Genomic DNA, 21,612 nt, shown 5'->3' on the forward strand with positions numbered 1-21,612 from the left:
CGCTGTTTGTTCTTCTTTTGGGCCAAAAAAAGCAGCCCCCTAGCCTTTAAGCTAGAGGACTGCTTTCGTTTTAGTCGGTTAGACTTCTTTTAACGGACCAATTTTTTCTGCCAACGCCCTTTCTCCGTTTGCAGTTCTAAATAATAAAGCCCTTTGGCCTCATTTTCCAAGGAAATCTGTCCCTCAAAACCTTGGAGCTGCTCTTGGCGGATAAGCTGCCCTTGGCTATTAAATATCCGTAGCGACTGCAATGGCGCATCGCTAGTTTGACGGAAAAAATACTGCCCATTGGGGCTAGGATTTGGCCAAACGCTTAGGCTTTCGCTAGGCAAACTAGCTAAACCACTGCTCACCACCTCCGTAAAACTGATGCTAATCGGACTAGAAGGGGCATCGCCAGAGGTCCCACTACCATCTACCGCATTGCCCATCGCATAAACGGTTACGGTTCCTGTACCTGCTGCTGGGGCGGTCCAAGCAGCCGTAAAGTTGCCTGTAGTCGAGCGGCCCTGATGCTCCCAATAACTCCTGTTGTTTATGCTCGCTATTTGCGTGTTTGGCGTAATCACGCTATCCAAGGTCCCCGCCTGATTGTTGGCCGCATCCAAAATAACGGCCTGGGCTCCATATTGGCTATAGTTGGGGTTATTCACATTGACAAAAATGGAATAATGCTCGCCCGGAATATACTCGGTCACGGCATTTCCACTCTGGTCCAATAAGGTCACGCTCACAACCGTATTCGAGGAGGCCGCCCCATGGCAGGCCGAACAAGTGGCGCTAGATAAGGGCGAACCACTGTTGTCATTTCCGCCCGCGGCTCGTCCGCCACTACTACTTTGCAGGCCCGCATAAAGTAGCCCTAGGCCAAAAAGGAAAAAGAGGAAAGATTTTCTCATAAAATTAAGTTTTGGGAGGGGGAGCTTAAAAAATTTCGGGGGTTCTGCTATCTAAAATGATGGTAACAGGCCCATCGTTGTTTAGTTCAATTTGCATATCGGCGCCAAACTGCCCACTGGCTACTTTTTGGTCCAATTCTGCCTCTGCTTTGGCAATAAATTCCTCATAAAGCGGAATGGCTTGCTCTGGCCTAGCAGCTCGAGTATAGGAGGGGCGATTGCCTTTTTTGCAGGCCGCATAAAGCGTAAATTGACTCACAACAAGGAGCTGCCCTTGAACATCTCGAATAGAATAGTTCATTTTGCCTTGCTCGTCATTGAATATACGGATTTTGACTAGCTTTTGGATGAGCCAATCGACATCTTTGCTACTATCTTCTTGATGAATACCGAGCAGCACAAAAAGCCCTTGATCAATTTGGCCTACAGTTTTGCCAGCCACATCTACTCGGGCAGTTTTCACTCTTTGAATGACTAAACGCATTTTTTAAAATTTATAGGTTGATGAATAATTTGGGGCCTCCGCTGCGCTACGCTTGCGGCGCTACGTTTCGGGGCTCGCAGGTCTGCTCGGCCCTGCGGCGCAAAGCGCCTTGGTCTGCGGCTTCGCCGCCCCCCTGCACATCGCTAGGCCGCTCCTCTTTTGGGGCTAGCTTTTGGCCTATTGCTTCGGCCATTTGATGTTCTGCGTCTAGCAGGCGGCGAAGCCGCCGCAGGCTGAGGGATGGGCAGCAGGGCCGCCGCAGGCGGCAGACCCAAGGCTTTTGAAGCGAAGCGAAAAGCCTGCAGGGCCGAGCAGACTTGCGAGCTGCGATACAGCCCGACCCGCCCTGCAGGGCGGGGCAGCCCCAAAAAAATAAAACCCTTTCTCCAAAAGGAAAAAGGGTTTTATATGAGATATGAGAAGGGCTAGACCTATTCTTCAGTCTTTTCTTCTTCATTGTCGGCCGCCTCTTCGGTGGCTTCTTCTGTAGTTTCTTCAGTAGCTACGGCCTCGGTAGTTTCGCTGCTTTTCTTTTTGCGGCGACGGCGAGTGCGTTTTTTGTTAGCTTCTGGAGTAGCTTCAGCGGTTTCGTTGTAATCCACTAGCTCAATAATAGCTACATCGGCGGCATCACTGGGGCGGAAACCCATTTTGAGGATACGTACGTATCCGCCGGGGCGCTCAGCGATTTTGGGTCCTACTTCATTAAAGAGCTCATTGACAGCATCTTTATTTTGGAGGTAGCTAAAGATAACACGACGAGAGTGCGTAGTATTATCTTTGGCGCGAGTAAGGATAGGCTCAATAAACTTGCGAAGGGCTTTGGCCTTGGGCAAAGTAGTTTTGATGCGTTTGTGAGTAATAAGGGCGATAGCCATATTACGGAGAAGGGCCTTACGGTGGCCAGATTTGCGGCTAAGGTGGTTAAACTTTTTACCGTGTCTCATGATGGTAATTTTAACATCGTAGCACTAAGCGCAGTGGGCTCGGTTACTACAAAAGTGAAAGATTATAATTTACTCTTCGTCGAGTTTGTATTTGCTGAGGTCCATACCAAAAGTAAGGCTTTTGTCTTGGAGCAGCTCTTCGATTTCGACTAGAGATTTTTTACCAAAGTTGCGGAACTTGAGAAGTTCGTGAGTTTCGTACTGCACGAGGTCGGCCAAGGTATTGATTTTGGCGGCCTTGAGGCAGTTATAGGCGCGGACAGAAAGGTCGAGATCTTCCAAAGAAGTTTTGAGCAACTTGCGCATGTGCAGAATATGCTCATCGACGATATTGTCTTCCTTATCGGTTTCATCGGGAAACTTGATATTCTCATCGGTGATGAGCATCAGGTGTTGGATAAGGATTTTGGCGGCTTCTTTGATGGCTTGTTCTGGGTGGATAGCGCCATCAGTTTTGATATCGATGTTCAATTTTTCATAATCGGTATGCTGGCCTACGCGGCTAGCGGATACAGAATAATGAACATTTTTGATAGGCGTATAAATTGCGTCGATTGGAATATAACCGATGGGAGCATCTTTGGGCATATTTTCCTCAGCGGGAACATATCCACGGCCCTTCGTTACGGTAAGTTCCATTTCGAAAGTAATTTCGTCATCGAGGTTACAGATCACCAAATCGGGGTTAGTAACTTGGAAGACGTTAGTATGTTCGTTGATATCGGAGGCGAGAAGTTGATTTTTTCCAGACACACTGAGGTAAATTTTCTCAGAGGTGATATCGGGATCATCTAGAAGGTACTTCAGGCGAAGTTGTTTTAGATTGAGTACGATATCGACAACATCTTCGACCACGCCTTCGATAGTAGAGAATTCGTGTTCGGCCCCTTTAATTCTGACGGCAGAAACGGCAAAACCTTCGAGAGAAGAGAGTAAAATTCTGCGTAGAGAGTTACCGATAGTTTGGCCAAAGCCGGGTTCTAGCGGTTTGAACTCAAAAGAGCCCTCGAAGTCGTCGGCCTTTTGGAGAAGAATTTTATCAGGTTTTTGGAAGTTCAGCAAGCTCATAAATAAAATAGAGATGTGGCGATTAGATAAAATAATCAGACTAGGAGCCTTATGAAAGTGTAGGAAGGCAACAAAGAAAGCTTAGGACGAACCCTTGGGGGTTGTCCTAAGCTAGCGATCTGCATAAGCTGCAGATTATTTAGAGTAGAGTTCAACGATAAGTTGTTCGTTGATAGGCTCTGGAATTTCGTCGCGGTTGGGATAAGCAACGAAAGAACCTTCTAGTTTTTCGGCGTTAAATTCTAGCCAGCTATATTTTTGAGCTTCTTTGCTATTGGCAGCAACAGACTCTTGGATAGTAACTAGGCCTTGAGATTTACCACGTACGGCTACAACTTCGCCTGGGCGAACAGAGTAAGAGGGTACGTTAGTAACAACACCGTTGACGGCGATATGGCCGTGAGTAACGAGTTGGCGAGCTGCGCGACGAGTAGGAGCGATACCTAGGCGGTAGACTACATTATCGAGGCGTGCTTCTAGCATTTGGAGAAGGATTTCGCCGGTAACGCCAGATTTGCGGCTAGCGGCTTCAAACATGCGGCGGAACTGGCGTTCGAGCACACCATAAGCATATTTGACCTTTTGTTTTTCCATAAGCTGTTTACCGTAGTCAGATTTTTGCTTACGGCGTTTAGCTAGGCCATGTTGGCCGGGGGGGTATTTCTTACGCTCGAAATATTTATCATATCCGTAGATAGATTCACCAAAAGCTCTAGACTTTTTTGTTTTTGGTCCTCTATATCTTGCCATTGTTTCCTAAGATTTAACGGTTGTTTTTTGAATAAAAGCCAATGCCGGGAGGCATTATACGCGGCGCTTTTTGGGTGGACGACAGCCATTGTGGGGAAGTGGAGTTGTGTCTTGGATAGTAGTTACACGAACACCAGCACCATCGATGGCACGAATAGCGGCTTCACGGCCAGAGCCAGGTCCTTTAACGTAGACAACTACGCTACGTAGGCCAAGGTCATAAGCTTCGCGAGCTGCTTCTGAAGCACAAACCTGCGCTGCATAAGGCGTATTCTTTTTAGAACCGCGGAAACCCTGCTTACCAGCAGAAGACCAAGAGATAACTTGACCTGCTTTATTGGTAATACTGATAATAATATTGTTGAAAGTAGCTTGAATATAAGCACGGCCTTGTGCTTCTACTTTTACATTTTTCTTTTTGACTTTCTTAGATGATTTAGCCATAACTGCCTTGAGATATTAAGCTTGACAAAAAATTAGAATTATTTACCCACTTTCTTCTTGTTCGCAACGGTTTTACGTCTTCCTTTGCGAGTACGAGCGTTAGTCTGGGTACGTTGTCCACGAACGGGAAGACCACGACGGTGGCGGAGTCCGCGAACACAAGCGATATCCATAAGGCGTTTGATGTTCATCTGTACTTCTGAGCGGAGTTGTCCTTCTACGAGGAACTCATCAGAAAGGATGTTGCGGATTGCTTTAATATTATCGTCTGACCAATCCTTTACTTTAGTACTTTCATCAATTTGCGCTTTAGCAAGGATTTGCTTAGCGCGAGTAGATCCAATACCATAAATATAGGTTAGGCCGATAACACCTCTTTTATTCTTGGGTAGATCAACACCTGCTATACGAGCCATAATATATGTTTTAAATTATCCCTGACGTTGCTTGAACTTAGGGTTCTTTTTGTTAATAATGTAAACTTTTCCTTTGCGGCGGACGATTTTGCAGTCGGCCGATCTTTTCTTGATAGAAGGCTTAACTTTCATGATTAAGGTTACTTTTACTACTTGTAGCGATAGATAATACGTCCGCGGCTAAGGTCATAGGGAGACATTTCGACGGCTACTTTATCACCAGGGAGGATTCGGATGTAGTTCATTCTCATCTTTCCTGAGATGGTAGCAATAATTACGTGTTCGTTTTCTAGCTTTACGCGGAACATCGCATTAGAAAGCGCTTCAGTAATTTCGCCGTCTTGACGAATAAGATTCTTTTTTCCCATTAGACTGTTTTTTCGGACTGCAAATATCTTTAAATTCTTGGTAAATACCTAATTATTAGACTGTTTATTCAAGCTGATGTTTTAACCAGCGGGATTTTCCGTAGTAGATGTAGCATCTACGGCGGGGTTTTCTCTTCGGCCTCTGAGGCGTCCACCTTGGATAAATCCGCCATAAGAGTTCATGGCTAGGTGGCCTTCAATTTGCTGTAGGGTATCGAGGACTACGGCTACCATAATGAGTAGTGAAGTACCTCCGAAGAAGATAGCAAATCCGAGGTCAATTTGGAGTACGCCAGCTGCGATACCGGGTAAGATAGCGATAGCGCCGAGGGCGATAGATCCGGGAAGAGTAACACGAGAGGCGACCTTATCAATATGCTCTACGGTATCGGCCCCAGACTTGACGTTAGGGATGAAAGCATTTTGGCGTTTCAGTTGGTCTGCATGTTGCTGTGGGTTAACGATCAGCGCGGTGTAGACATAAGTAAAGATAACGACCAAAAAGAAGAAGAGGACATTGTAAGGGATAGAGGTAAAGTCTGCCAATTGGCCCCAGATAGTATCTGCGCCTGCGGGAGCTCCGAGGAAGCCAGCGATGGCACCGGGAACAAACATGAGGGCTTGGGCGAAAATGATAGGCATTACTCCTGCTGCATTAAGTTTGATTGGAATATGGTCGAGGCCAGACTGGCCACCCATAGCGGCGACGCGGCTAGCGCCATCGGCACGGCCCACCATATGTTTAGCAAACTTAATTTGGATTTTGCGAACAGCTTGAACCAGAGCGACTGAAGCTAGAACGACAAGAGCGAAGAGGGCGAGTTCTACGATAAAGATTACCGGGCCACCGGCCATTGCGCTAAACTTGAGGTTCATTTCTCCGACAAAAGCCTGAGGGAGGGTAGCGATAATACCTGCAGTAATGAGTAGCGAGATACCATTTCCGATACCTTTATCGGTAATGCGTTCTCCTAGCCACATACAGAATACGGTACCTGCGGTCAGGATAATAATGTTAGAGAACCAGAAAATGGGTAGACCTACTTCACTAGAGATAGCTTCTGGGAAAGAGGCATGCATATAGTTGAGGTAGGCAGAGCCTTGCACTAGGGTAATTGCTATAGTGATATAGCGAGTAATTTGGTTGAGTCGGCGTTGGCCGGCTTCTCCATCTTTTTGCAATTTCTGAAAGTAAGGAATTGCGAATCCGAGTAATTGGACGATAATTGATGCCGAGATATAGGGCATAATACCTAGGGCAAAAACGGCAGCGTTAAAGAAGGCCCCACCTGAGAAGGTGTTGAGTAGGTCTAGCAGGCCGGGAGCATCATCTCCTCCGCTACTGAGTTGTTTTTGAATTTCGGCGGTATCGATACCGGGAAGAATGACGAAGCTACCGAAGCGGTAGACTGCAAGCAAACCTAGGGTAAGCAAGATTCTGTTCTTGAGCTCTGGGATAGCCCAGATCTCTTTCATTTTTTCTATAAAGGATTTCATGGATCAGCTCTGTTATAGTCTAAAAGAGGTGTCTAGATTGACTTTTGCGGCCCCTAAATTAAGAGAATTATTTTAGGGAAGGAAATAAATAGCGCTTAGTGGGGCTTTATATCTGCGAAAAAGGACAAAAAGGGGTATAAAAGCCCTAGTAACCCCTAGCCTATTCTGAAAAATAGGCTGGGGTTTTTATCCTGGGCAGCAAAGCTTTTGGCTAATGCGGCTATTATAAGTAAGTATTTCTCCCTGTTTTGGGGGTTTTCTGTTTTTGCGGAGCGGTAAGCAATGGCCTAGCTGCCTGAAGCAGTGTGGCGGAGCCACAGACCGAGGCGCTAAAAGCGCTGAGGGCCGAGCAGGCTTGCGAGCTGCGCAAGGGAGCGGCCGCTGAAAGCGGCAGGCCCCAAAAAAACCTTAATAAGGGGAGCTAAAGCATTAGACACTTGGGGTACAAAAAAGAAGGAGAAAGTAGAATTTCTCCTTTTAGGCTTGTACCGATTTTAGCCGAGCAGAGAGACTGCTGCGCCTAAGGCTTCGATTTGAGTTTTGACTTCATCGTCTACCTTAGTAGCTTGGAGGTCAAATTTAGTTTTGAGGCTACCTTCAGCGATAACGTGCAACTTATCATCTTCATTTAGGTGCTTAAAGTGCTCGGCCAATTCTTTGGCGCCTACGGCAGAGAGCTTAGCAGCTTCTGCGACACCTTGGATTTGGTTAGCTTTAACGATAAGCATGCAGCTTCCTCCTTTTTCTTCGATAGCTGTTTTGGCAGCTTTAGAGAAGCGGAAGGCAGAAACTTGAAGAGCGGCAGTTAGTTCACCTTGAGCGAGGACCTTGAACTGTTCGTTCTTTTTGATGAGGCCAGCAGCGACTAGCGTATTGATATCGACAGTAGTCGTATTCATTTTGTTGGCTGCATCTTGGATGTCGTTCAAATTTACTACAGTGAAGCTATCGGGTTGGTAAGATTGATAGCGGCGGGCAGTATTTTTGAATCCGCGTTTAGGCAAGCGCATTTGGATAGGCATTTGACCACCTTCATGGCCTCTTTTGCTTTTATATCCAGAGCGAGATTTTGCACCTTTATGACCGCGAGTAGAAGTTCCACCACGGCCTGAGCTAGTCCCACGTCCGACGCGTTTGCGATTCTTTACGGCACCGTTAGCGGGTTTGAGGTTACTCAGTTTCATTATGTGAAATGTTTTACTGATGAGAAAAGGAGGAGCTTAAATTAGAGCTCTTCTACTTTTAGCAAGTGTTTAACTTTATTGATCATTCCGGCTACCTGAGGAGTTACAACTTGCTCAGAAGACTGATTGATTTTGCGCAGACCTAGGGCTACCATAGTTGCCTTTTGGTCTTTAGGACGATCGATAACACTTTTAATTTGCGTGATACGTACTTTTTTCATGATATCAGAGAGGTTAAGGACTATCCGTTAAAAACTTTTTCGAGTTTGATTCCTCTAGTTTTAGCTACTTGAGCTGGCGTACGTAGTTTTTGCAAAGCGTCGATAGTAGCTTTGATTACGTTATGAGGGTTAGAAGAACCGAGAGATTTGGCGAGTACGTTATGGACGCCGGCTACTTCTAGGACGGCGCGCATAGCACCACCAGCGATTACCCCTGTACCGTCGGCAGCGGGGCGGATAAGTACTTTACCTGCGCCAAACTTACCGTGTTGTTCGTGCGGGATAGTTCCGTTTAGTACGGGCACTTTAACGAGATTCTTTTTAGCTTCATCTGCGGCTTTAGTGATAGCTGCAGAGACTTCGCGGGCTTTACCGAGGCCGTGGCCTACTTGTCCGTTTCCGTCTCCAACTACAACGATAGCGGCGAAGCTGAAGGTACGGCCTCCTTTGGTCACTTTAGAGACACGGTTGAGGGCGACCAATTTATCTTGGAATTCAGTATCTACTGGCTTTACGCGATTAGATTTCTTTGCCATGGTTAATATTGGTTTTCGCTAGATGATTTAGAATTGAAGGAGCTCATTGCTACCATCTTCTTTTTGTGCACCGCGAGCGCCTTCAGCGAGGGCTTTGATGCGGCCGTGGTAGAGATAGCCACCACGATCGAAGACAACCGTGTTGATCCCTTTTTCCATTGCTTTTTTAGCGGTTAGGGCACCAACGAGGCGAGCTTTTTCAGATTTATTGACATTTTGGCCATCAATTCCGTCTTCTTTAGAGCTAGCGGAGACCAAGGTTGTGCCAGCGATATCATCGATAAGCTGGACATATATATGAGAGTTGCTTCTGTATACTGTCATGCGTGGGCGCTCGGCAGTACCTTTAAGCTTTTTGCGGATTCTTCTGTGAATGCGCTGACGACGAGTCATTTGTTTTGAAGCCATAATAGAGAGCTATAAAACTGTTCGCAAAAAATGAAAAAATTAGATGAAGGAGGCTGCGATTATTTGGCAGCGGTTTTACCGGCTTTTCTACGGATTTGTTCTCCTTTGAAGCGTACACCTTTACCTTTGTAGGGTTCGGGTTTGCGGAAGCTACGGATTTTGGCAGCTACTTGGCCGATAAGTTGTTTATCGAAAGACTCTAGAGTCACCAAGGGGGGCGTACCTTTTTTGGTTTCTGTAGTTACACTTACTTCTTCTGGGAGGTAGAACATAACGGGGTGAGAGTAACCTAGGGCCAATTCTAGGAGTTGGCCTTTATTGCTAGCGCGGTAACCCACACCATGCAATTCCAGTTCTACTTTATAGCCTTGAGAAACTCCTTCAATCATGTTAGCGATCAGCTGGCGATAGAGGCCATGCATAGCTTTATGACGTTTTTGCTCGGTAGCGCGAGATACTAGTACCTGACCATCTTCAATTTTGGCAGAGATACCAGAAGAGGCAATTTCTTGAGAGAGTTGGCCTTTAGCGCCTTTAACCTCTACGAGATTACCTTTGATATTAACTTCTACGCCCGCTGGAATTTCAATAGGCAGTTTTCCTATACGAGACATGCTATTATTTTTTAAATCTTATTAAATCTGAGAAAAGGGCTTAGTAGATATAGAAGAGTACTTCACCACCTACATTCTCTTCACGAGCTTTTTTGTCTGTGATTACCCCTTTAGAGGTAGAGATGATTGCCAAGCCTAGGCCGTTAATTACGCGGGGTAGCTCATCGGCCTTCACATAGTGACGGAGGCCTGGGCGGCTAATGCGCTTCATTTTACGAATAACGGGTTGCTTAGAAGAAGCATCGTATTTGAGAGCGATTTTAATAACTCCTTGTTTGTTAGAAGTTTCTTCAAACTTGTAACGGAGGATATAGCCCTGATCATAAAGAATTTCAGTAATTCTTTTTTTCAGATTAGAGGCTGGAATTTCGACGACGCGATGTTTAGCCATCTGGGCATTGCGGATTCGAGTTAGGTAGTCCGCAACAGGATCTGTTACTGCCATGATTGCAATGTTATCGCTAAAATTATCTCAGTGAAGAGAGATCTTTTAGCTGATGAATAAATTTTGAATTCTAGTTCGAAAGCGTAGAGAGTGAAAATTACCAGCTAGCCTTGGTTACACCAGGAATTTTGCCAGCTAGAGCCATTTCGCGGAACTTCACACGGCAGAGGCCAAATTGGCGCATATAGCCTTTGGGGCGTCCGGTTAATTTGCAACGGTTGTGCAAGCGGACTTTAGAAGAGTTTTTGGGCAACTTATCTAGTTCGTCCCAACGACCTTCTTTTTTGAGTTGTTCGCGGCGAGCGGCATATTTTTGCACTAGGCGCTCTCTTTTCTTTTCTCTTGCGATTACGGATTTACGGGCCATAATTAGCTTTTAGTTTTAAAGGGTAGTCCAAGAAGAGTGAGTAATTCTAGAGATTCCTCATCTGTTGGAGCCGAAGTGACAAAAGTGATATCCATACCTGTGATACGAGGAATTTTGTCCAAGTTGATCTCAGGGAAGATAATTTGTTCTGTTACACCTAGGGTGTAATTACCTCTACCATCAAAGCTTTTGTTGCTAATACCGCGGAAGTCACGTACACGAGGGAGAGCAACATTGATTAGGCGATCGAGGAATTCATACATATTGGTGCCACGTAGAGTTACGCGAGCGCCGATAGGCATACCTTCACGGAGTTTGAAGTTTGAGATAGACTTCTTGGCTCTAGTTTTCACGGCACGCTGACCAGTGATAAGAGTTAGCTCCTCGACAGCATTATCAACCAACTTTTTGTCAGAGGTAGCCATTCCTACACCTTGGCTTACGCAGATTTTCTCCAACTGGGGTACTTGCATGATGCTTTTGTACTGAAACTTTTCTTTCAGCTTAGCAACCACCTCTTCTTGGTATTTCTGCTTTAATCTAGGTTGATAGCTCATTATTAAATAACTTGATTTGTTTTCTTAGAAATGCGGACCTTTTTGCCGTCTTGAATTTCCATTTTCACCTTGCTAGCTACGCCTTCAGCGTCTACGAGCATAAGGTTAGAAACGTGAAGAGAGGCTTCTTTTTCGATGATGCCACCTGCGCGTTCGTTAGTAGCGCGGATATGTTTTTTCACCTTATTGAGGCCTTCTACAATTGCACGTTGCTCTAGAGGAAAGGTTTTTACTACTTTACCAGTATTGCCTTTTTCGTCTCCAGAGATCACTTTTACGGTGTCTCCCACTTTAACGTGTAGTTTCACCTTAGTTTGCTTTTTGTTTGCCATGATTATAGTACTTCAGGAGCGAGTGAAACAATTTTCATAAAGTCGCGCTCGCGCAACTCACGGGCTACTGGGCCAAAAATACGAGTTCCTCTTGGCTCTTCCGAGGCATTGAGGAGAACAACTGCATTGTCATCAAAGCGAATATAAGAACCGTCTTGGCGACGAATTTCTTTCTTCGTGCGTACGATTACCGCCTTAGAAACAACGCCTTTTTTTACCTGACCGCCAGGAGCTGCATCCTTTACCGTAACTACAATGATGTCACCGATAGAGGCATAACGACGTTTAGAGCCACCAAGCACCTTAATACAAAGTACTTCTTTGGCTCCCGTGTTATCAGCTACTCGCAGTCTACTTTCTGCTTGTATCATGATAAAATATAATTATTTCGCACGTTCAATAATCTCAACCAGTCTCCAGCGCTTCTTTTTGCTCAAGGGTCGAGTTTCCATAATGCGAACGACATCGCCTGTGTTGCAGTCGTTCTTCTCATCATGAGCGCTAAACTTCTTGGTCGTTTTTACAAACTTACCATAGATGGGGTGCTTCACCCGGCGCTCAACAGAAACAGTGATGGTTTTATCCATCTTGTTGCTGGTCACGATACCTACACGTTGCTTGCGCAGATTGCGTGTTGATTCTGTTGCCATTAGATTAGATTTAAAATTTTTCTATTCCTATTTCTTCTTTCTACGAGCCCGGATGCGATCCCGCTTGAGGTCGCCAGCTTCTTCTAGCTGCTTCAATTCACGAGCACGAAGCTCCGTCTTGATTCTCGCAATGTTCTTACGAGCCAGCTTAAGATCGCTAGGACGGGCCAAAGCAGAAACATTGTGCTGATAAACCATCTCGTGCAAAGCAGTCTCTGCTTGCTCAAGGGCTTCTCTCAGCTGCTCGTCTGTCATAGACGTTGCCTTAATCTTGTCCATTACCTATAAATCTATTATTGTTCTACATAATCGTTGCGCACGACAAACTTCATCTTGACGGGCAACTTTTGAGCCGCTAGGCGCAAAGCCTCTTCAGCAATAGATCGCTTAACTCCATCGATTTCAAATAGAACACGACCTGGCTTAATTACAGCAACATAGTGAGACAAAGCTCCCTTTCCCTTACCCATACGTACTTCGTTGGGCTTCTTAGTGATAGGCTTATCGGGGAAAATTCGGATCCATACCTTTCCTTCACGTTTCATATAGCGAGTCATCGCAATACGAGCCGCCTCAATCTGACGGTTGGTAATCCAACCCTCTTCCAAGGTTTTAATGCCGAATGTCCCGAAAGAAATTTTAGAACCGCGATGGGCAATACCTTTGATACGGCCCTTCTGCTGCTTGCGGTATTTGGTTCTTCTCGGTTGTAACATTATTAATGTATTGTGCTACGTTCAAATAAAATTAGCCCTATTTGGCCTCCCCTATACTCATAAGGAAGGCCAAAAGTGGCTGCAAAAATAAGTTTTTTCTTGCAAAACTCCTTATTTACAGGAGGTTTTTTAAGACTTTCTGCCACGACGGTTGTCACGACCACCACGACGGTTGTCACGACCACCACGGCCACCACGACGATTATTGTCGCGTCCACCGCGTCCGCCACGTCCGCTACGGCTCTGCTGAGTAGGGAACAAGTCTACTTTGTCATAAATCTCTCCACGACAAATCCATACTTTTACCCCAATCTTACCATATACAGTCTGTGCCTCAACAATAGCATAGTCAATGTCCGCACGGAAAGTATGCAAAGGAGAACGCCCCTCTTTATACTCCTCAGAACGAGACATATCTGAACCATTCAAACGACCAGACAAACGCACTTTGATACCCTCGGCACCTGCACGCATAGTTGATTGAATAGACATTTTTGTTGCCTTACGGTAATTGATGCGCGCCTCCAACTGCTTAGCGATAGTCTCACCAACAATCTGTGCGTTCAACTCAGGCTTGCGAATTTCGAAAATGTTGATCTGCACTTCTTTGCCCGTCAACTTCTTCAACTCCTCACGAATGCGATCAACCTCTTGACCACCCTTACCGATAATAATACCAGGACGTGATGTATGAATAGTTACAGTTACGCGCTTGAGCGTACGCTCAATCACAATACGTGCAATACCACCTTTCTCTACGCGAACACGTAGATAGGCACGGATCTTCTCATCCTCTACTACTTTCTCCGCATAGTCCTTGCCGCCAAACCAGTTAGAATCCCAGCCGCGTACAATCCCTAGACGGTTACCTATTGGATTAGTTTTCTGTCCCATAAGTTTTGACTTAAGATTTTAATCGTTTGATGCTTCAATTTCTTCTGCCACTTCTTCCTCTACTACAAAATCAGTAGGAAGAGCTACGGTATTCTCTACCACCAAACTTACGTGACAAGAATGTTTACGAATACGGTGCGCACGACCATGTGGCGCAGGCTGAAAACGCTTGAGCTGAGGCCCTTGGTCTACCCAAATAGCCTTCACGACCAAGCCATACTCATCTGCCTCCTCACCAGTCAATACAGACCAGTTCGCTACTGCAGATAATAGCATCTTCTCCAAATGACGAGCACCTTCCTTACGGGTAAATTTTACAATACCCAAAGCCTTTGATACAGGTAGACCACGGACAATATCCGCAGACAAACGCATCTTGCGCGCAGACATCCGACAGCCTTTCAACTTCGCCGTCGCCTGTACCGTCTCATTATTATATTGCATGACTTTATGCTGCTTTTATTTTATTAAAATTAGATCCTGGGCTATTTCTTTCTGTTTCCAGAATGCCCGCGATAAGTACGTGTAGGAGCAAACTCTCCCAACTTATGACCTACCATATTCTCTGTTACATATACGGGTACAAATGTACGACCATTATGCACAGCGATGGTCTCGCCTACCATCTGAGGAATAATCATAGAAGAACGTGACCAGGTCTTGATCACCCCTTTCTTCTTTGAACTCTTCGCCTTGATCAATTTTTTGATCAACTTGTGGTAAACGTATGGTCCTTTTTTCAGTGAACGTGCCATATCTATTTCTTATTTTTACCTGTTTTTCTACGCGTGATGATAAACTTATCTGAGTACTTCTTGGTCTTGCGCGTCTTCTGTCCCTTGGCCATAATGTTGCCACGAGAACGAGGATGACCTCCAGAAGCACGGCCCTCACCACCACCCATGGGGTGATCTACAGGGTTCATGGCTACACCACGTACTCGAGGACGACGGCCCAACCAACGCTTGCGACCAGCCTTACCCAATACCTGCAAACCATGGTCAGGGTTAGATACTGTACCCACTGTAGCTCTACACTCAGACAAAACCAAGCGCGTCTCACCAGAAGGCATCTTAATGATCGCATACTTGCCATCACGACCAGCCAAAGTAGCAGAAGTACCTGCACTTCTTACTAATGTGGCTCCCTTACCAGGACGAGTCTCAATAGCATGAATAGTTGTTCCCAAAGGAATTTTGCTCAAAGGCAAACTGTTCCCCAAGTTAGGAGCAATCTCTACCCCAGACAATAGAACATCGCCTACCTTCAATTTGTGAGGCGCCAAAATGTAGCGCTTCTCTCCATCAGCGTATACCAACAAAGCAATAAAAGCTGTACGGTTAGGATCATACTCAATGCTCTTTACAGTAGCAGGAATCCCATCCTTGTTACGCTTAAAGTCAATTACACGATAACGACGCTTGTGTCCACCACCTCTGTGACGAACAGTCATGCGTCCTTGTCCATTTCTACCCCCAGACTTCGAGCTCTTACGAATCAGGCTCTTCTCTGGCTTGTCTGTGGTCACTTCCGCAAAAGTGTTCCCAAGCCGAGTTCTAGTACCAGGCGTAATCGGATTATACTTCTTAACTGGCATGTTAAACTACGAATTTATCAGTTTCGCAAACTATAGGTGAATAATATAATTTCCAGACTATTCTATCTTTTTTGGGGCCTGCCCTCGCTTCGCTCAGGCCGTTCCCTTCCGCAGCTCGCAAGCCTGCTCGGCCCTTTCGGGCTGCCGGCAAAGCCGGCACCGCTACAGGCAACTAGGCCTGCGGCGGCTCCGCCGCCTGCTTTACGCAGAAAATAAAATGTCTGTCTCTCTTAAACTCTAGGCTTCTGCAGCCTCAGTTTCATTTCCATCTACTTCTTCCAACTCCTCTTCCGTGTCAATACCGTAGAAACCTTCAATGAACTCTCCCTCTGCAACAGTAACAACTGCTTTCTTATAAGGGCTAGTACGTCCACTTACCATACGTCCCTTTACTACGCGTGATTTACGCTTACCCGGGCGAATAGAAGTGTTTACGTCGTCTACAGTTACACCAAACTGCTCCTCAACCGCTTTCTTGATCTCAATTTTGTTAGCGTCCATTGCCACCACAAAAGTGTACTTCGTAGAAATTGGGTTGTCAGCCAACTCAGTGCTCTTCTCAGAAAGAAGCGGCTTAATGATGATTGCTTTCTTTGCCATTTTAGCCGTTTTTTAGCAAGCTTTATAATATTATTTAGTCAAAAGAGCTGTAATAGCAGCCAATGCACTCTCCGTAATTACCAAGCATTCTGCATTCATTGTCTCATAAACATTCAAGTCACGAGCATTGATTACATCAGCCTGAGAGAGGTTGCGGGCAGATAAGGCCACATTTGTGAACACCTCATCATAAACCTTATCCTGCTCCTCTAGCGTTTTTTCATACTCCGCTACAGTCGCTTCATAAGCTTTCAAATCCGCTACATAAGCCTGATTAAACTCTTTTTGCTGAGCCGCTTTACGTCCACGGCCCTTTTGCAAACGAGGAGCCTTAGGTGCTGCAGGCGCTACAGGAGCATCTACCAACAACAAACTCTTCTTGTCCGCAATATTCAAAGCCTCCAAAAACTTGATGTAGTTCTTGGTCTTAGCCGCATCAAACTTCAAGTCCTCAACCACCAAAATACGGTTGTCTTGGGCCTTGTTGCTCAAAGCAGCCTTACGAGCCAAACGGCCAACTTTTTTGTTTAGCTTAATGCCATAGTTACGTGGGCGGGGACCAAATACACGTCCTCCCCCTCTAAACAAAGGGTTCTTGATGCTACCCTTACGCGCTCCACCCGTACCTTTCTGGCGGTGTAGCTTGCGCGTAGAACCTGCAATCTCTGCACGTTCTTTAGACTTATGGGTGCCCTGGCGCTGATGAGCAAGGTACTGCTTTACAGCCAAGTAAACTACGTGCTCGTGATTTTCTTTCAGCTCCAAACCAAAGACATCACTAGAGAGTTCTACCTCTCTACCCAAGCCTTTTCCGTTGATATCTAATACTTCTAGTTTCATTTTACTTCTTCACGATTACAATAGAGCCCTTGTGACCAGGAATAGCTCCTTTGATTAGCAAAATATTTTTCTCAGGAAACATTTTCATTACGCTGAGCTTCTTCACAGTTACACGCTTGCCACCCATACGGCCAGCCATACGCATACCTTTGAATACCTTTGCAGGGTAAGAACAAGCTCCAATCGCTCCAGGTGCACGTCCGCGGTTGTGCTGACCGTGCGTACGCATACCCACACCAGCAAATCCGTGGCGTTTTACAACACCCTGAAATCCTTTTCCTTTTGAAGTACCTACTACCTGTACTGTATCGCCTTCAGCAAATACCTCCTCGGCAGTTAGGGTTTCGCCAAGCGCTTTCTCTGTATAAAATTCTCTGAATTCTACCAAGTGACGAGGGTAAACTGTTACCTCTTGTCCACGCTTGTTTTGTTTTACAGCACTTGCCGCCTTAGCACCCTCTTCTTTATGGGCTTTTTGGCCTTCAAAGTGACCTTTCAAAGGTTGGCTAACATTTTTCGATCTGCGCTCGCCGAAGCCTAGCTGCAGAGCATCGTAACCATCTGTTTCCTGCGTCTTCACCTGAGTAATGGTGCAGGGCCCCAGCTCTACTACAGTACAAGCAACGTTTGCGCCGCCTTCAGTGTAGATGCTGGTCATTCCAATTTTTCTTCCAATTAATCCTTCCACGGTTCTTTAACTTTTTGGAATTCTAGATTAACAAATTCTGCTTACATCAATTTCACTTGGATATCTACCCCTGAAGGAAGCTCCAGCTTCTCTAGGGCGCTCACTGTCTTAGCAGTAGAGCTATAGATTTCGATCAAGCGTTTGTGAGTACGCAGTTGGAATTGCTCCCGTGATTTCTTATTCACATGCGGTGAACGCAAAACAGTGAATACCTTCTTCTCGGTGGGCAGCGGAATCGGACCGGTAACAACTGCGCCGGTGTTACGAACAGTTTGTACAATCTTAGCAGTAGACTTGTCCACGAGATTGTGATCGTAGGAACGTAACTTGATTCTGATTTTTTGATTCATGCCTCTTACATGATTTAAAAAAATAGATAAATAAGATTTCTAATAGCTGTTGATTTGGGCGCCGGCTGTTTTGGCCTAGCGATGTGCAGCAGTGGCGCGAAGCGCCAGACCGAGCATAGCGAGGGCCGAGCGAACAGCGAGCTGCGACAACCAGCCCCTATAGGGGCGCCAGTTCGACGACCATAGGGAGTAAACGTAGCGCCGCAAGGCGAAGCCGAAGCGGAGGCCCCAAAAAAACAAAAAAAAGCCAGCCACCTTCCAGCAAAAGGAAAGCGGCGGCTTTTATAATTTATGACTAACCAGCGACACCCTTGGCGTCTTCGATTACCTTTTTGGCGATTCCCTCAGGAGCCTGAGCATAGTGAGAGAACTCCATGGTAGAAGAAGCACGACCAGAAGTTAGGGTACGTAGTTCAGTGATATAACCGAACATTTCTGATAGAGGTACATCGGCTTTTACAACGATGGCCGCACCGCGAGATTCCTGACCTTTTAGGAGGCCACGACGACGGTTAAGGTCACCAATAACAGTACCAGTATACTCTTCAGGAGTGATTACTTCCAATTTCATGATGGGCTCCATGATTACAGGCTTAGTCTGACGAGCAGCCGCCTTGAAACCTTCCTTAGCACAAAGCTCAAAAGCGATAGGCTTAGAGTCAACGTTGTGCATAGATCCATCATAAACGCGAACCTTCATAGAGTCCATACCGTAACCAGCCAATACGCCATTATCCATCATAGACTCAAAGCCTTTAGTGATGGGGTTGATATAAGCCTTATCGATAGATCCCCCTACGATAGCCCACTCAAATTGCAAGCGTGCCTTACCAGACTTGAACTCTTCGCTTTCGAGGAACTCCTCATCAGCAGGTCCGAGTTCGAACTCCATATCGGCAAATAGACCAGAACCACCAGACTGCTTCTTCAAGCGTTCGCGGTGAGTAACAGAAGTAGTTAGGGCCTCTTTATAGTTTACTTGAGGAGCACCTTGGTTCACCTCTACCTTGAACTCGCGCTTGAGGCGGTCCACGATGATTTCCAAGTGCAACTCACCCATACCGCTAATTACGGTTTGAGCAGTTTCCTCATTATATGTAGCACGGAAAGTAGGATCTTCCTCCATGAGTTTGGCCAAAGCCATACCCAACTTCTCTACATCCTTCTGAGTTTTAGGCTCGATCGCCAAACCAATTACTGGCTCGGGGAAAGTCATACTTTCCAAAATGATCGGGTTGTCTACAGAACAAAGAGTATCACCAGTTTTGATATCCTTAAATCCTACAGCAGCAGCGATATCACCAGCACCTACCTCAGGAATTGCATTCTGTTGGTTAGAGTGCATTTGGTAAAGGCGAGAGATACGCTCCTTCTTACCAGAACGAGTGTTGAGAATGTAAGAACCAGCTTCGAGTACACCAGAATAGGCGCGGAAGAAAGCCAAGCGACCTACATAGGGGTCAGTGGCAATCTTAAAGGCCAAAGCAGCAAAAGGAGCGTCATAAGAAGCGGGGCGGGGCTCCTCTTCTTCTGTATCAGGGTTAGTTCCTTTTACTTCCTCTACATCCAAAGGAGAAGGCAAAAATGCACATACTGCATCTAGTACCGCTTGTACCCCTTTGTTCTTAAAGGCAGAACCACACATTACAGGAATAATGCTCATATCACATACAGCAGAACGAATTGCGGCACGGATTTCTTCAGCTGAGATAGACTCAGGATCCTCAAAGAATTTCTCCAACAAAGACTCATCATAATCAGCAACAGCTTCTAGCAATTGCTCACGAGCCTCGGCTACAGTATCCTCCAAGTCAGCAGGCATATCTACAACCTCATAAGTCATACCCATATCGTGCTCATTCCAAACGATAGCTTGACCAGTGATAAGGTCTACTACACCTTTGAAATCATCCTCAGAACCGATAGGCACCTGAAGAGGAACAGCATTGGCACCCAACATGTCGCGCATCTGTTGAACAGTACCGAAGAAATCAGCACCTGTGCGGTCCATTTTGTTTACAAATGCAATACGAGGAACTTTGAAACCGTCGGCTAGGCGCCAGTTAGTTTCAGACTGAGGCTGTACCCCACTAGAAGCACAGAAAAGGAATACGAGTCCGTCCAATACACGCAAAGAACGAGACACCTCTACCGTAAAGTCTACGTGACCGGGTGTGTCAATAATGTTTACGTGGTAAGACTTGTCTTTCCAATTCCAACTGGTGGTCGTCGCTGCAGAAGTAATCGTGATACCACGCTCCTGCTCTTGCTCCATCCAGTCCATGGTAGCTCCACCATCGTGAACCTCACCAATCTTGTGAGTCAAACCAGTGTAGAACAATACCCGCTCAGTGGTAGTGGTCTTACCGGCATCAATGTGTGCAGCAATACCAATGTTTCTAGTGAATACTAGGTCTTTCTTTGCCATGACTTTGGTGGCTTTTGAAAAAGGTTAAAATAAAATATATAGAGTTGATTAGCGTGCGAAGTGAGCAAATGCACGGTTAGATTCAGCCATGCGGTGCGTATCTTCTTTCTTCTTCACAGCCTGGCCTTCACCTTTAGCTGCAGCTAAAATTTCTTGAGAGAGTTTGTTTGCCATCCCTTTACCAGAACGCGCACGGGCGTACTTGATCATCCACTTCATGGCAATAGACATCCGGCGACCCGGACGAATTTCTGTGGGAATTTGGAAGGTAGCCCCTCCAATACGACGAGAACGCACCTCTACCTGAGGCATTACGTTCTTAAGCGCTTTGTGAAATACCTCCTGAGCAGTTTCCTCACCCTCAGAGCGCTCGCCTACAATGTCCATGGCATCATAGAATACACGGAATGCCGTGCTCTTCTTGCCATCCAACATCATCATATTCACGAATCTTGTGATCGTGGTGTCTCCATAGCGCGGATCGGGCTCGATTTGCCGCACCTTCGGTTTACGTTTTCTCATTTCTTAAATTTTAATGTCGTTGCGTGAACTTCGAAAAGTAACTACCCCCTAAGGGCTGGTCCACTCTTCAACCCCAGCTTTTCTAGGGTTTACCTCAACAAATAAGGATCTTCGTCTAAGCGCGAATTACTTCTTCTTCGCAGCCTTAGGACGCTTGGTACCATAACGTGAACGAGCTTGCTTACGATCGTTTACACCCGCAGTATCCAAAGCACCACGTACAATTGTATAACGTACACCAGGGAGGTCTTTCACACGACCACCACGTACCAATACGATTGAGTGCTCCTGCAAGTTGTGACCCTCACCAGGAATGTAAGCAATTACCTCGATACCATTGGTCAAACGTACCTTGGCTACTTTACGCAAAGCTGAGTTAGGCTTCTTGGGTGTAGTCGTGTATACACGAGTACAGACACCGCGTTTCTGAGGACATGCGTCCAACGCTCTGGCCTTGCTCTTCTTGACGATAAGCTTCCTTCCGTTGCGTACTAATTGATTAATAGTTGGCATCTAATAATTATTTTTACAGATAAACAGAGACAATAAATAACTGCCCTTAGTTGGACTAAGGGTTTGCCTAAGCGTTTGCAAAGGTAATACTAATTCTAGTTTTATTAAAATGATTTTTAAACTTTTAGGCAGTTTTTTAAACTTTTTAGGGGGCTTTTTTCAAAAAACGCTTTATAGCTGATTATCAATTGCTTTTAGGGGCCTGCGGGCTGCGCCCGCCGCTCCCCTTCAGGGCTCGCAAGTCTGCTCGGCCCTGCAGCGGCGGCAAAGCCGCCGC

Annotated in this window: 34 protein-coding genes and 1 pseudogene; all 35 read right to left on the reverse strand. The window is 45.9% G+C overall.

The window, feature by feature from the left end; translation table 11 throughout:
• Positions 1 to 89 precede the first annotated feature (89 nt).
• Complete coding sequence (locus SGRA_RS08170; RefSeq protein WP_015692181.1) at positions 90 to 899, reverse strand: choice-of-anchor V domain-containing protein; 810 nt, start codon at positions 897 to 899, stop codon at positions 90 to 92.
• A 25-nt stretch (positions 900 to 924) separates the two neighbouring features.
• Positions 925 to 1,383: a D-aminoacyl-tRNA deacylase gene (gene dtd, locus SGRA_RS08175; RefSeq protein ID WP_015692182.1), complete on the reverse strand. Its 459-nt coding sequence runs from the start codon at positions 1,381 to 1,383 to the stop codon at positions 925 to 927.
• 431 nt (positions 1,384 to 1,814) lie between these two features.
• Complete coding sequence (gene rplQ / locus SGRA_RS08185; protein WP_015692184.1) at positions 1,815 to 2,330, reverse strand: 50S ribosomal protein L17; 516 nt, start codon at positions 2,328 to 2,330, stop codon at positions 1,815 to 1,817.
• Positions 2,331 to 2,399: 69 nt separating this feature from the next.
• Entirely contained in the window at positions 2,400 to 3,398 is a 999-nt protein-coding gene (locus SGRA_RS08190) for a DNA-directed RNA polymerase subunit alpha (RefSeq protein ID WP_002659046.1), read from the reverse strand.
• 135 nt (positions 3,399 to 3,533) lie between these two features.
• Positions 3,534 to 4,148 (reverse strand): 30S ribosomal protein S4, encoded by a 615-nt coding sequence (rpsD, locus tag SGRA_RS08195; protein ID WP_015692185.1) that lies wholly within the window; start codon positions 4,146 to 4,148, stop codon positions 3,534 to 3,536.
• Between the two features lie 54 nt (positions 4,149 to 4,202).
• Complete coding sequence (rpsK, locus tag SGRA_RS08200) at positions 4,203 to 4,592, reverse strand: 30S ribosomal protein S11 (protein ID WP_015692186.1); 390 nt, start codon at positions 4,590 to 4,592, stop codon at positions 4,203 to 4,205.
• 38 nt (positions 4,593 to 4,630) lie between these two features.
• Positions 4,631 to 5,008, reverse strand: a complete 378-nt coding sequence (gene rpsM / locus SGRA_RS08205; RefSeq protein ID WP_015692187.1) for a 30S ribosomal protein S13 — start codon at positions 5,006 to 5,008, stop codon at positions 4,631 to 4,633.
• 15 nt (positions 5,009 to 5,023) lie between these two features.
• The gene (gene ykgO / locus SGRA_RS08210) at positions 5,024 to 5,140 is read right to left on the reverse strand and encodes a type B 50S ribosomal protein L36 (RefSeq protein WP_002659039.1); all 117 of its coding nucleotides are present in this window, start codon (positions 5,138 to 5,140) and stop codon (positions 5,024 to 5,026) included.
• A 17-nt stretch (positions 5,141 to 5,157) separates the two neighbouring features.
• Positions 5,158 to 5,376 (reverse strand): translation initiation factor IF-1, encoded by a 219-nt coding sequence (gene infA / locus SGRA_RS08215; RefSeq protein ID WP_002659038.1) that lies wholly within the window; start codon positions 5,374 to 5,376, stop codon positions 5,158 to 5,160.
• A gap of 81 nt (positions 5,377 to 5,457) precedes the next feature.
• The gene (secY, locus tag SGRA_RS08220; RefSeq protein WP_015692188.1) at positions 5,458 to 6,873 is read right to left on the reverse strand and encodes a preprotein translocase subunit SecY; all 1,416 of its coding nucleotides are present in this window, start codon (positions 6,871 to 6,873) and stop codon (positions 5,458 to 5,460) included.
• A gap of 494 nt (positions 6,874 to 7,367) precedes the next feature.
• Positions 7,368 to 8,057, reverse strand: a complete 690-nt coding sequence (rplO, locus tag SGRA_RS08225; protein ID WP_015692189.1) for a 50S ribosomal protein L15 — start codon at positions 8,055 to 8,057, stop codon at positions 7,368 to 7,370.
• A gap of 41 nt (positions 8,058 to 8,098) precedes the next feature.
• Positions 8,099 to 8,278 carry a 50S ribosomal protein L30 gene (gene rpmD, locus SGRA_RS08230; RefSeq protein WP_015692190.1) on the reverse strand — a complete coding sequence of 60 codons (180 nt, stop codon included), beginning with the start codon at positions 8,276 to 8,278 and terminating at the stop codon, positions 8,099 to 8,101.
• A 20-nt stretch (positions 8,279 to 8,298) separates the two neighbouring features.
• A complete protein-coding gene (rpsE, locus tag SGRA_RS08235) occupies positions 8,299 to 8,814 on the reverse strand; it encodes a 30S ribosomal protein S5 (protein WP_015692191.1) in 516 nt (171 codons plus the stop codon).
• A gap of 27 nt (positions 8,815 to 8,841) precedes the next feature.
• Positions 8,842 to 9,222, reverse strand: a complete 381-nt coding sequence (rplR, locus tag SGRA_RS08240) for a 50S ribosomal protein L18 (RefSeq protein ID WP_050981166.1) — start codon at positions 9,220 to 9,222, stop codon at positions 8,842 to 8,844.
• A gap of 59 nt (positions 9,223 to 9,281) precedes the next feature.
• Complete coding sequence (rplF, locus tag SGRA_RS08245; protein WP_015692193.1) at positions 9,282 to 9,836, reverse strand: 50S ribosomal protein L6; 555 nt, start codon at positions 9,834 to 9,836, stop codon at positions 9,282 to 9,284.
• Between the two features lie 40 nt (positions 9,837 to 9,876).
• Complete coding sequence (gene rpsH / locus SGRA_RS08250) at positions 9,877 to 10,281, reverse strand: 30S ribosomal protein S8 (RefSeq protein ID WP_015692194.1); 405 nt, start codon at positions 10,279 to 10,281, stop codon at positions 9,877 to 9,879.
• A 97-nt stretch (positions 10,282 to 10,378) separates the two neighbouring features.
• A complete protein-coding gene (gene rpsN / locus SGRA_RS08255; protein ID WP_015692195.1) occupies positions 10,379 to 10,648 on the reverse strand; it encodes a 30S ribosomal protein S14 in 270 nt (89 codons plus the stop codon).
• A 2-nt stretch (positions 10,649 to 10,650) separates the two neighbouring features.
• Complete coding sequence (gene rplE, locus SGRA_RS08260) at positions 10,651 to 11,205, reverse strand: 50S ribosomal protein L5 (RefSeq protein ID WP_015692196.1); 555 nt, start codon at positions 11,203 to 11,205, stop codon at positions 10,651 to 10,653.
• Between the two features lie 2 nt (positions 11,206 to 11,207).
• Entirely contained in the window at positions 11,208 to 11,537 is a 330-nt protein-coding gene (gene rplX / locus SGRA_RS08265; RefSeq protein WP_015692197.1) for a 50S ribosomal protein L24, read from the reverse strand.
• Positions 11,538 to 11,539: 2 nt separating this feature from the next.
• On the reverse strand, positions 11,540 to 11,908 hold the full coding sequence (gene rplN / locus SGRA_RS08270; protein WP_002659023.1) for a 50S ribosomal protein L14: 369 nt from the start codon (positions 11,906 to 11,908) through the stop codon (positions 11,540 to 11,542).
• Between the two features lie 12 nt (positions 11,909 to 11,920).
• Positions 11,921 to 12,187 carry a 30S ribosomal protein S17 gene (rpsQ, locus tag SGRA_RS08275; RefSeq protein WP_015692198.1) on the reverse strand — a complete coding sequence of 89 codons (267 nt, stop codon included), beginning with the start codon at positions 12,185 to 12,187 and terminating at the stop codon, positions 11,921 to 11,923.
• A 27-nt stretch (positions 12,188 to 12,214) separates the two neighbouring features.
• Positions 12,215 to 12,466: a 50S ribosomal protein L29 gene (gene rpmC / locus SGRA_RS08280; protein WP_015692199.1), complete on the reverse strand. Its 252-nt coding sequence runs from the start codon at positions 12,464 to 12,466 to the stop codon at positions 12,215 to 12,217.
• A gap of 14 nt (positions 12,467 to 12,480) precedes the next feature.
• The gene (rplP, locus tag SGRA_RS08285) at positions 12,481 to 12,903 is read right to left on the reverse strand and encodes a 50S ribosomal protein L16 (RefSeq protein ID WP_002659020.1); all 423 of its coding nucleotides are present in this window, start codon (positions 12,901 to 12,903) and stop codon (positions 12,481 to 12,483) included.
• Positions 12,904 to 13,032: 129 nt separating this feature from the next.
• Positions 13,033 to 13,797 (reverse strand): 30S ribosomal protein S3, encoded by a 765-nt coding sequence (rpsC, locus tag SGRA_RS08290; protein ID WP_015692200.1) that lies wholly within the window; start codon positions 13,795 to 13,797, stop codon positions 13,033 to 13,035.
• 18 nt (positions 13,798 to 13,815) lie between these two features.
• On the reverse strand, positions 13,816 to 14,241 hold the full coding sequence (gene rplV / locus SGRA_RS08295; protein WP_015692201.1) for a 50S ribosomal protein L22: 426 nt from the start codon (positions 14,239 to 14,241) through the stop codon (positions 13,816 to 13,818).
• Between the two features lie 41 nt (positions 14,242 to 14,282).
• Positions 14,283 to 14,552, reverse strand: a complete 270-nt coding sequence (rpsS, locus tag SGRA_RS08300) for a 30S ribosomal protein S19 (protein WP_002659016.1) — start codon at positions 14,550 to 14,552, stop codon at positions 14,283 to 14,285.
• Positions 14,553 to 14,554: 2 nt separating this feature from the next.
• On the reverse strand, positions 14,555 to 15,394 hold the full coding sequence (rplB, locus tag SGRA_RS08305; RefSeq protein ID WP_015692202.1) for a 50S ribosomal protein L2: 840 nt from the start codon (positions 15,392 to 15,394) through the stop codon (positions 14,555 to 14,557).
• Between the two features lie 237 nt (positions 15,395 to 15,631).
• Positions 15,632 to 15,994 (reverse strand): 50S ribosomal protein L23, encoded by a 363-nt coding sequence (gene rplW, locus SGRA_RS08310; protein WP_015692203.1) that lies wholly within the window; start codon positions 15,992 to 15,994, stop codon positions 15,632 to 15,634.
• A gap of 30 nt (positions 15,995 to 16,024) precedes the next feature.
• On the reverse strand, positions 16,025 to 16,177 hold the full coding sequence (rplD, locus tag SGRA_RS24310) for a 50S ribosomal protein L4 (protein WP_425358656.1): 153 nt from the start codon (positions 16,175 to 16,177) through the stop codon (positions 16,025 to 16,027).
• Positions 16,178 to 16,354: 177 nt separating this feature from the next.
• Positions 16,355 to 16,834 (reverse strand): annotated as a pseudogene (gene rplD / locus SGRA_RS24315) (50S ribosomal protein L4); the annotation flags it as partial.
• A gap of 1 nt (position 16,835) precedes the next feature.
• The gene (gene rplC, locus SGRA_RS08320) at positions 16,836 to 17,522 is read right to left on the reverse strand and encodes a 50S ribosomal protein L3 (RefSeq protein ID WP_041329577.1); all 687 of its coding nucleotides are present in this window, start codon (positions 17,520 to 17,522) and stop codon (positions 16,836 to 16,838) included.
• A 41-nt stretch (positions 17,523 to 17,563) separates the two neighbouring features.
• Positions 17,564 to 17,872, reverse strand: coding sequence for a 30S ribosomal protein S10 (gene rpsJ, locus SGRA_RS08325; RefSeq protein WP_015692206.1), 309 nt, complete (start codon positions 17,870 to 17,872; stop codon positions 17,564 to 17,566).
• Between the two features lie 295 nt (positions 17,873 to 18,167).
• A complete protein-coding gene (gene fusA, locus SGRA_RS08330) occupies positions 18,168 to 20,300 on the reverse strand; it encodes an elongation factor G (protein WP_015692207.1) in 2,133 nt (710 codons plus the stop codon).
• Between the two features lie 48 nt (positions 20,301 to 20,348).
• Positions 20,349 to 20,822: a 30S ribosomal protein S7 gene (gene rpsG, locus SGRA_RS08335; RefSeq protein ID WP_015692208.1), complete on the reverse strand. Its 474-nt coding sequence runs from the start codon at positions 20,820 to 20,822 to the stop codon at positions 20,349 to 20,351.
• A 126-nt stretch (positions 20,823 to 20,948) separates the two neighbouring features.
• Complete coding sequence (rpsL, locus tag SGRA_RS08340; protein WP_002659001.1) at positions 20,949 to 21,335, reverse strand: 30S ribosomal protein S12; 387 nt, start codon at positions 21,333 to 21,335, stop codon at positions 20,949 to 20,951.
• Between the last annotated feature and the right edge of the window lie 277 nt (positions 21,336 to 21,612).

Source organism: Saprospira grandis str. Lewin (assembly GCF_000250635.1).
Classification (GTDB): Bacteria; Bacteroidota; Bacteroidia; order Chitinophagales; family Saprospiraceae; genus Saprospira; species Saprospira grandis.

Bases quoted from the DNA above. Each gene is read 5' to 3' on its own strand.
- SGRA_RS08170 (WP_015692181.1), bottom strand. From the start codon at position 899: ATGAGAAAATCTTTCCTCTTTTTCCTTTTTGGCCTAGGGCTACTTTAT.
- dtd (WP_015692182.1), bottom strand. From the start codon at position 1,383: ATGCGTTTAGTCATTCAAAGAGTGAAAACTGCCCGAGTAGATGTGGCT.
- rplQ (WP_015692184.1), bottom strand. From the start codon at position 2,330: ATGAGACACGGTAAAAAGTTTAACCACCTTAGCCGCAAATCTGGCCAC.
- SGRA_RS08190 (WP_002659046.1), bottom strand. From the start codon at position 3,398: ATGAGCTTGCTGAACTTCCAAAAACCTGATAAAATTCTTCTCCAAAAG.
- rpsD (WP_015692185.1), bottom strand. From the start codon at position 4,148: ATGGCAAGATATAGAGGACCAAAAACAAAAAAGTCTAGAGCTTTTGGT.
- rpsK (WP_015692186.1), bottom strand. From the start codon at position 4,592: ATGGCTAAATCATCTAAGAAAGTCAAAAAGAAAAATGTAAAAGTAGAA.
- rpsM (WP_015692187.1), bottom strand. From the start codon at position 5,008: ATGGCTCGTATAGCAGGTGTTGATCTACCCAAGAATAAAAGAGGTGTT.
- ykgO (WP_002659039.1), bottom strand. From the start codon at position 5,140: ATGAAAGTTAAGCCTTCTATCAAGAAAAGATCGGCCGACTGCAAAATC.
- infA (WP_002659038.1), bottom strand. From the start codon at position 5,376: ATGGGAAAAAAGAATCTTATTCGTCAAGACGGCGAAATTACTGAAGCG.
- secY (WP_015692188.1), bottom strand. From the start codon at position 6,873: ATGAAATCCTTTATAGAAAAAATGAAAGAGATCTGGGCTATCCCAGAG.
- rplO (WP_015692189.1), bottom strand. From the start codon at position 8,057: ATGAAACTGAGTAACCTCAAACCCGCTAACGGTGCCGTAAAGAATCGC.
- rpmD (WP_015692190.1), bottom strand. From the start codon at position 8,278: ATGAAAAAAGTACGTATCACGCAAATTAAAAGTGTTATCGATCGTCCT.
- rpsE (WP_015692191.1), bottom strand. From the start codon at position 8,814: ATGGCAAAGAAATCTAATCGCGTAAAGCCAGTAGATACTGAATTCCAA.
- rplR (WP_050981166.1), bottom strand. From the start codon at position 9,222: ATGGCTTCAAAACAAATGACTCGTCGTCAGCGCATTCACAGAAGAATC.
- rplF (WP_015692193.1), bottom strand. From the start codon at position 9,836: ATGTCTCGTATAGGAAAACTGCCTATTGAAATTCCAGCGGGCGTAGAA.
- rpsH (WP_015692194.1), bottom strand. From the start codon at position 10,281: ATGGCAGTAACAGATCCTGTTGCGGACTACCTAACTCGAATCCGCAAT.
- rpsN (WP_015692195.1), bottom strand. From the start codon at position 10,648: ATGGCCCGTAAATCCGTAATCGCAAGAGAAAAGAAAAGAGAGCGCCTA.
- rplE (WP_015692196.1), bottom strand. From the start codon at position 11,205: ATGAGCTATCAACCTAGATTAAAGCAGAAATACCAAGAAGAGGTGGTT.
- rplX (WP_015692197.1), bottom strand. From the start codon at position 11,537: ATGGCAAACAAAAAGCAAACTAAGGTGAAACTACACGTTAAAGTGGGA.
- rplN (WP_002659023.1), bottom strand. From the start codon at position 11,908: ATGATACAAGCAGAAAGTAGACTGCGAGTAGCTGATAACACGGGAGCC.
- rpsQ (WP_015692198.1), bottom strand. From the start codon at position 12,187: ATGGCAACAGAATCAACACGCAATCTGCGCAAGCAACGTGTAGGTATC.
- rpmC (WP_015692199.1), bottom strand. From the start codon at position 12,466: ATGGACAAGATTAAGGCAACGTCTATGACAGACGAGCAGCTGAGAGAA.
- rplP (WP_002659020.1), bottom strand. From the start codon at position 12,903: ATGTTACAACCGAGAAGAACCAAATACCGCAAGCAGCAGAAGGGCCGT.
- rpsC (WP_015692200.1), bottom strand. From the start codon at position 13,797: ATGGGACAGAAAACTAATCCAATAGGTAACCGTCTAGGGATTGTACGC.
- rplV (WP_015692201.1), bottom strand. From the start codon at position 14,241: ATGCAATATAATAATGAGACGGTACAGGCGACGGCGAAGTTGAAAGGC.
- rpsS (WP_002659016.1), bottom strand. From the start codon at position 14,552: ATGGCACGTTCACTGAAAAAAGGACCATACGTTTACCACAAGTTGATC.
- rplB (WP_015692202.1), bottom strand. From the start codon at position 15,394: ATGCCAGTTAAGAAGTATAATCCGATTACGCCTGGTACTAGAACTCGG.
- rplW (WP_015692203.1), bottom strand. From the start codon at position 15,994: ATGGCAAAGAAAGCAATCATCATTAAGCCGCTTCTTTCTGAGAAGAGC.
- rpsJ (WP_015692206.1), bottom strand. From the start codon at position 17,872: ATGAATCAAAAAATCAGAATCAAGTTACGTTCCTACGATCACAATCTC.
- fusA (WP_015692207.1), bottom strand. From the start codon at position 20,300: ATGGCAAAGAAAGACCTAGTATTCACTAGAAACATTGGTATTGCTGCA.
- rpsG (WP_015692208.1), bottom strand. From the start codon at position 20,822: ATGAGAAAACGTAAACCGAAGGTGCGGCAAATCGAGCCCGATCCGCGC.
- rpsL (WP_002659001.1), bottom strand. From the start codon at position 21,335: ATGCCAACTATTAATCAATTAGTACGCAACGGAAGGAAGCTTATCGTC.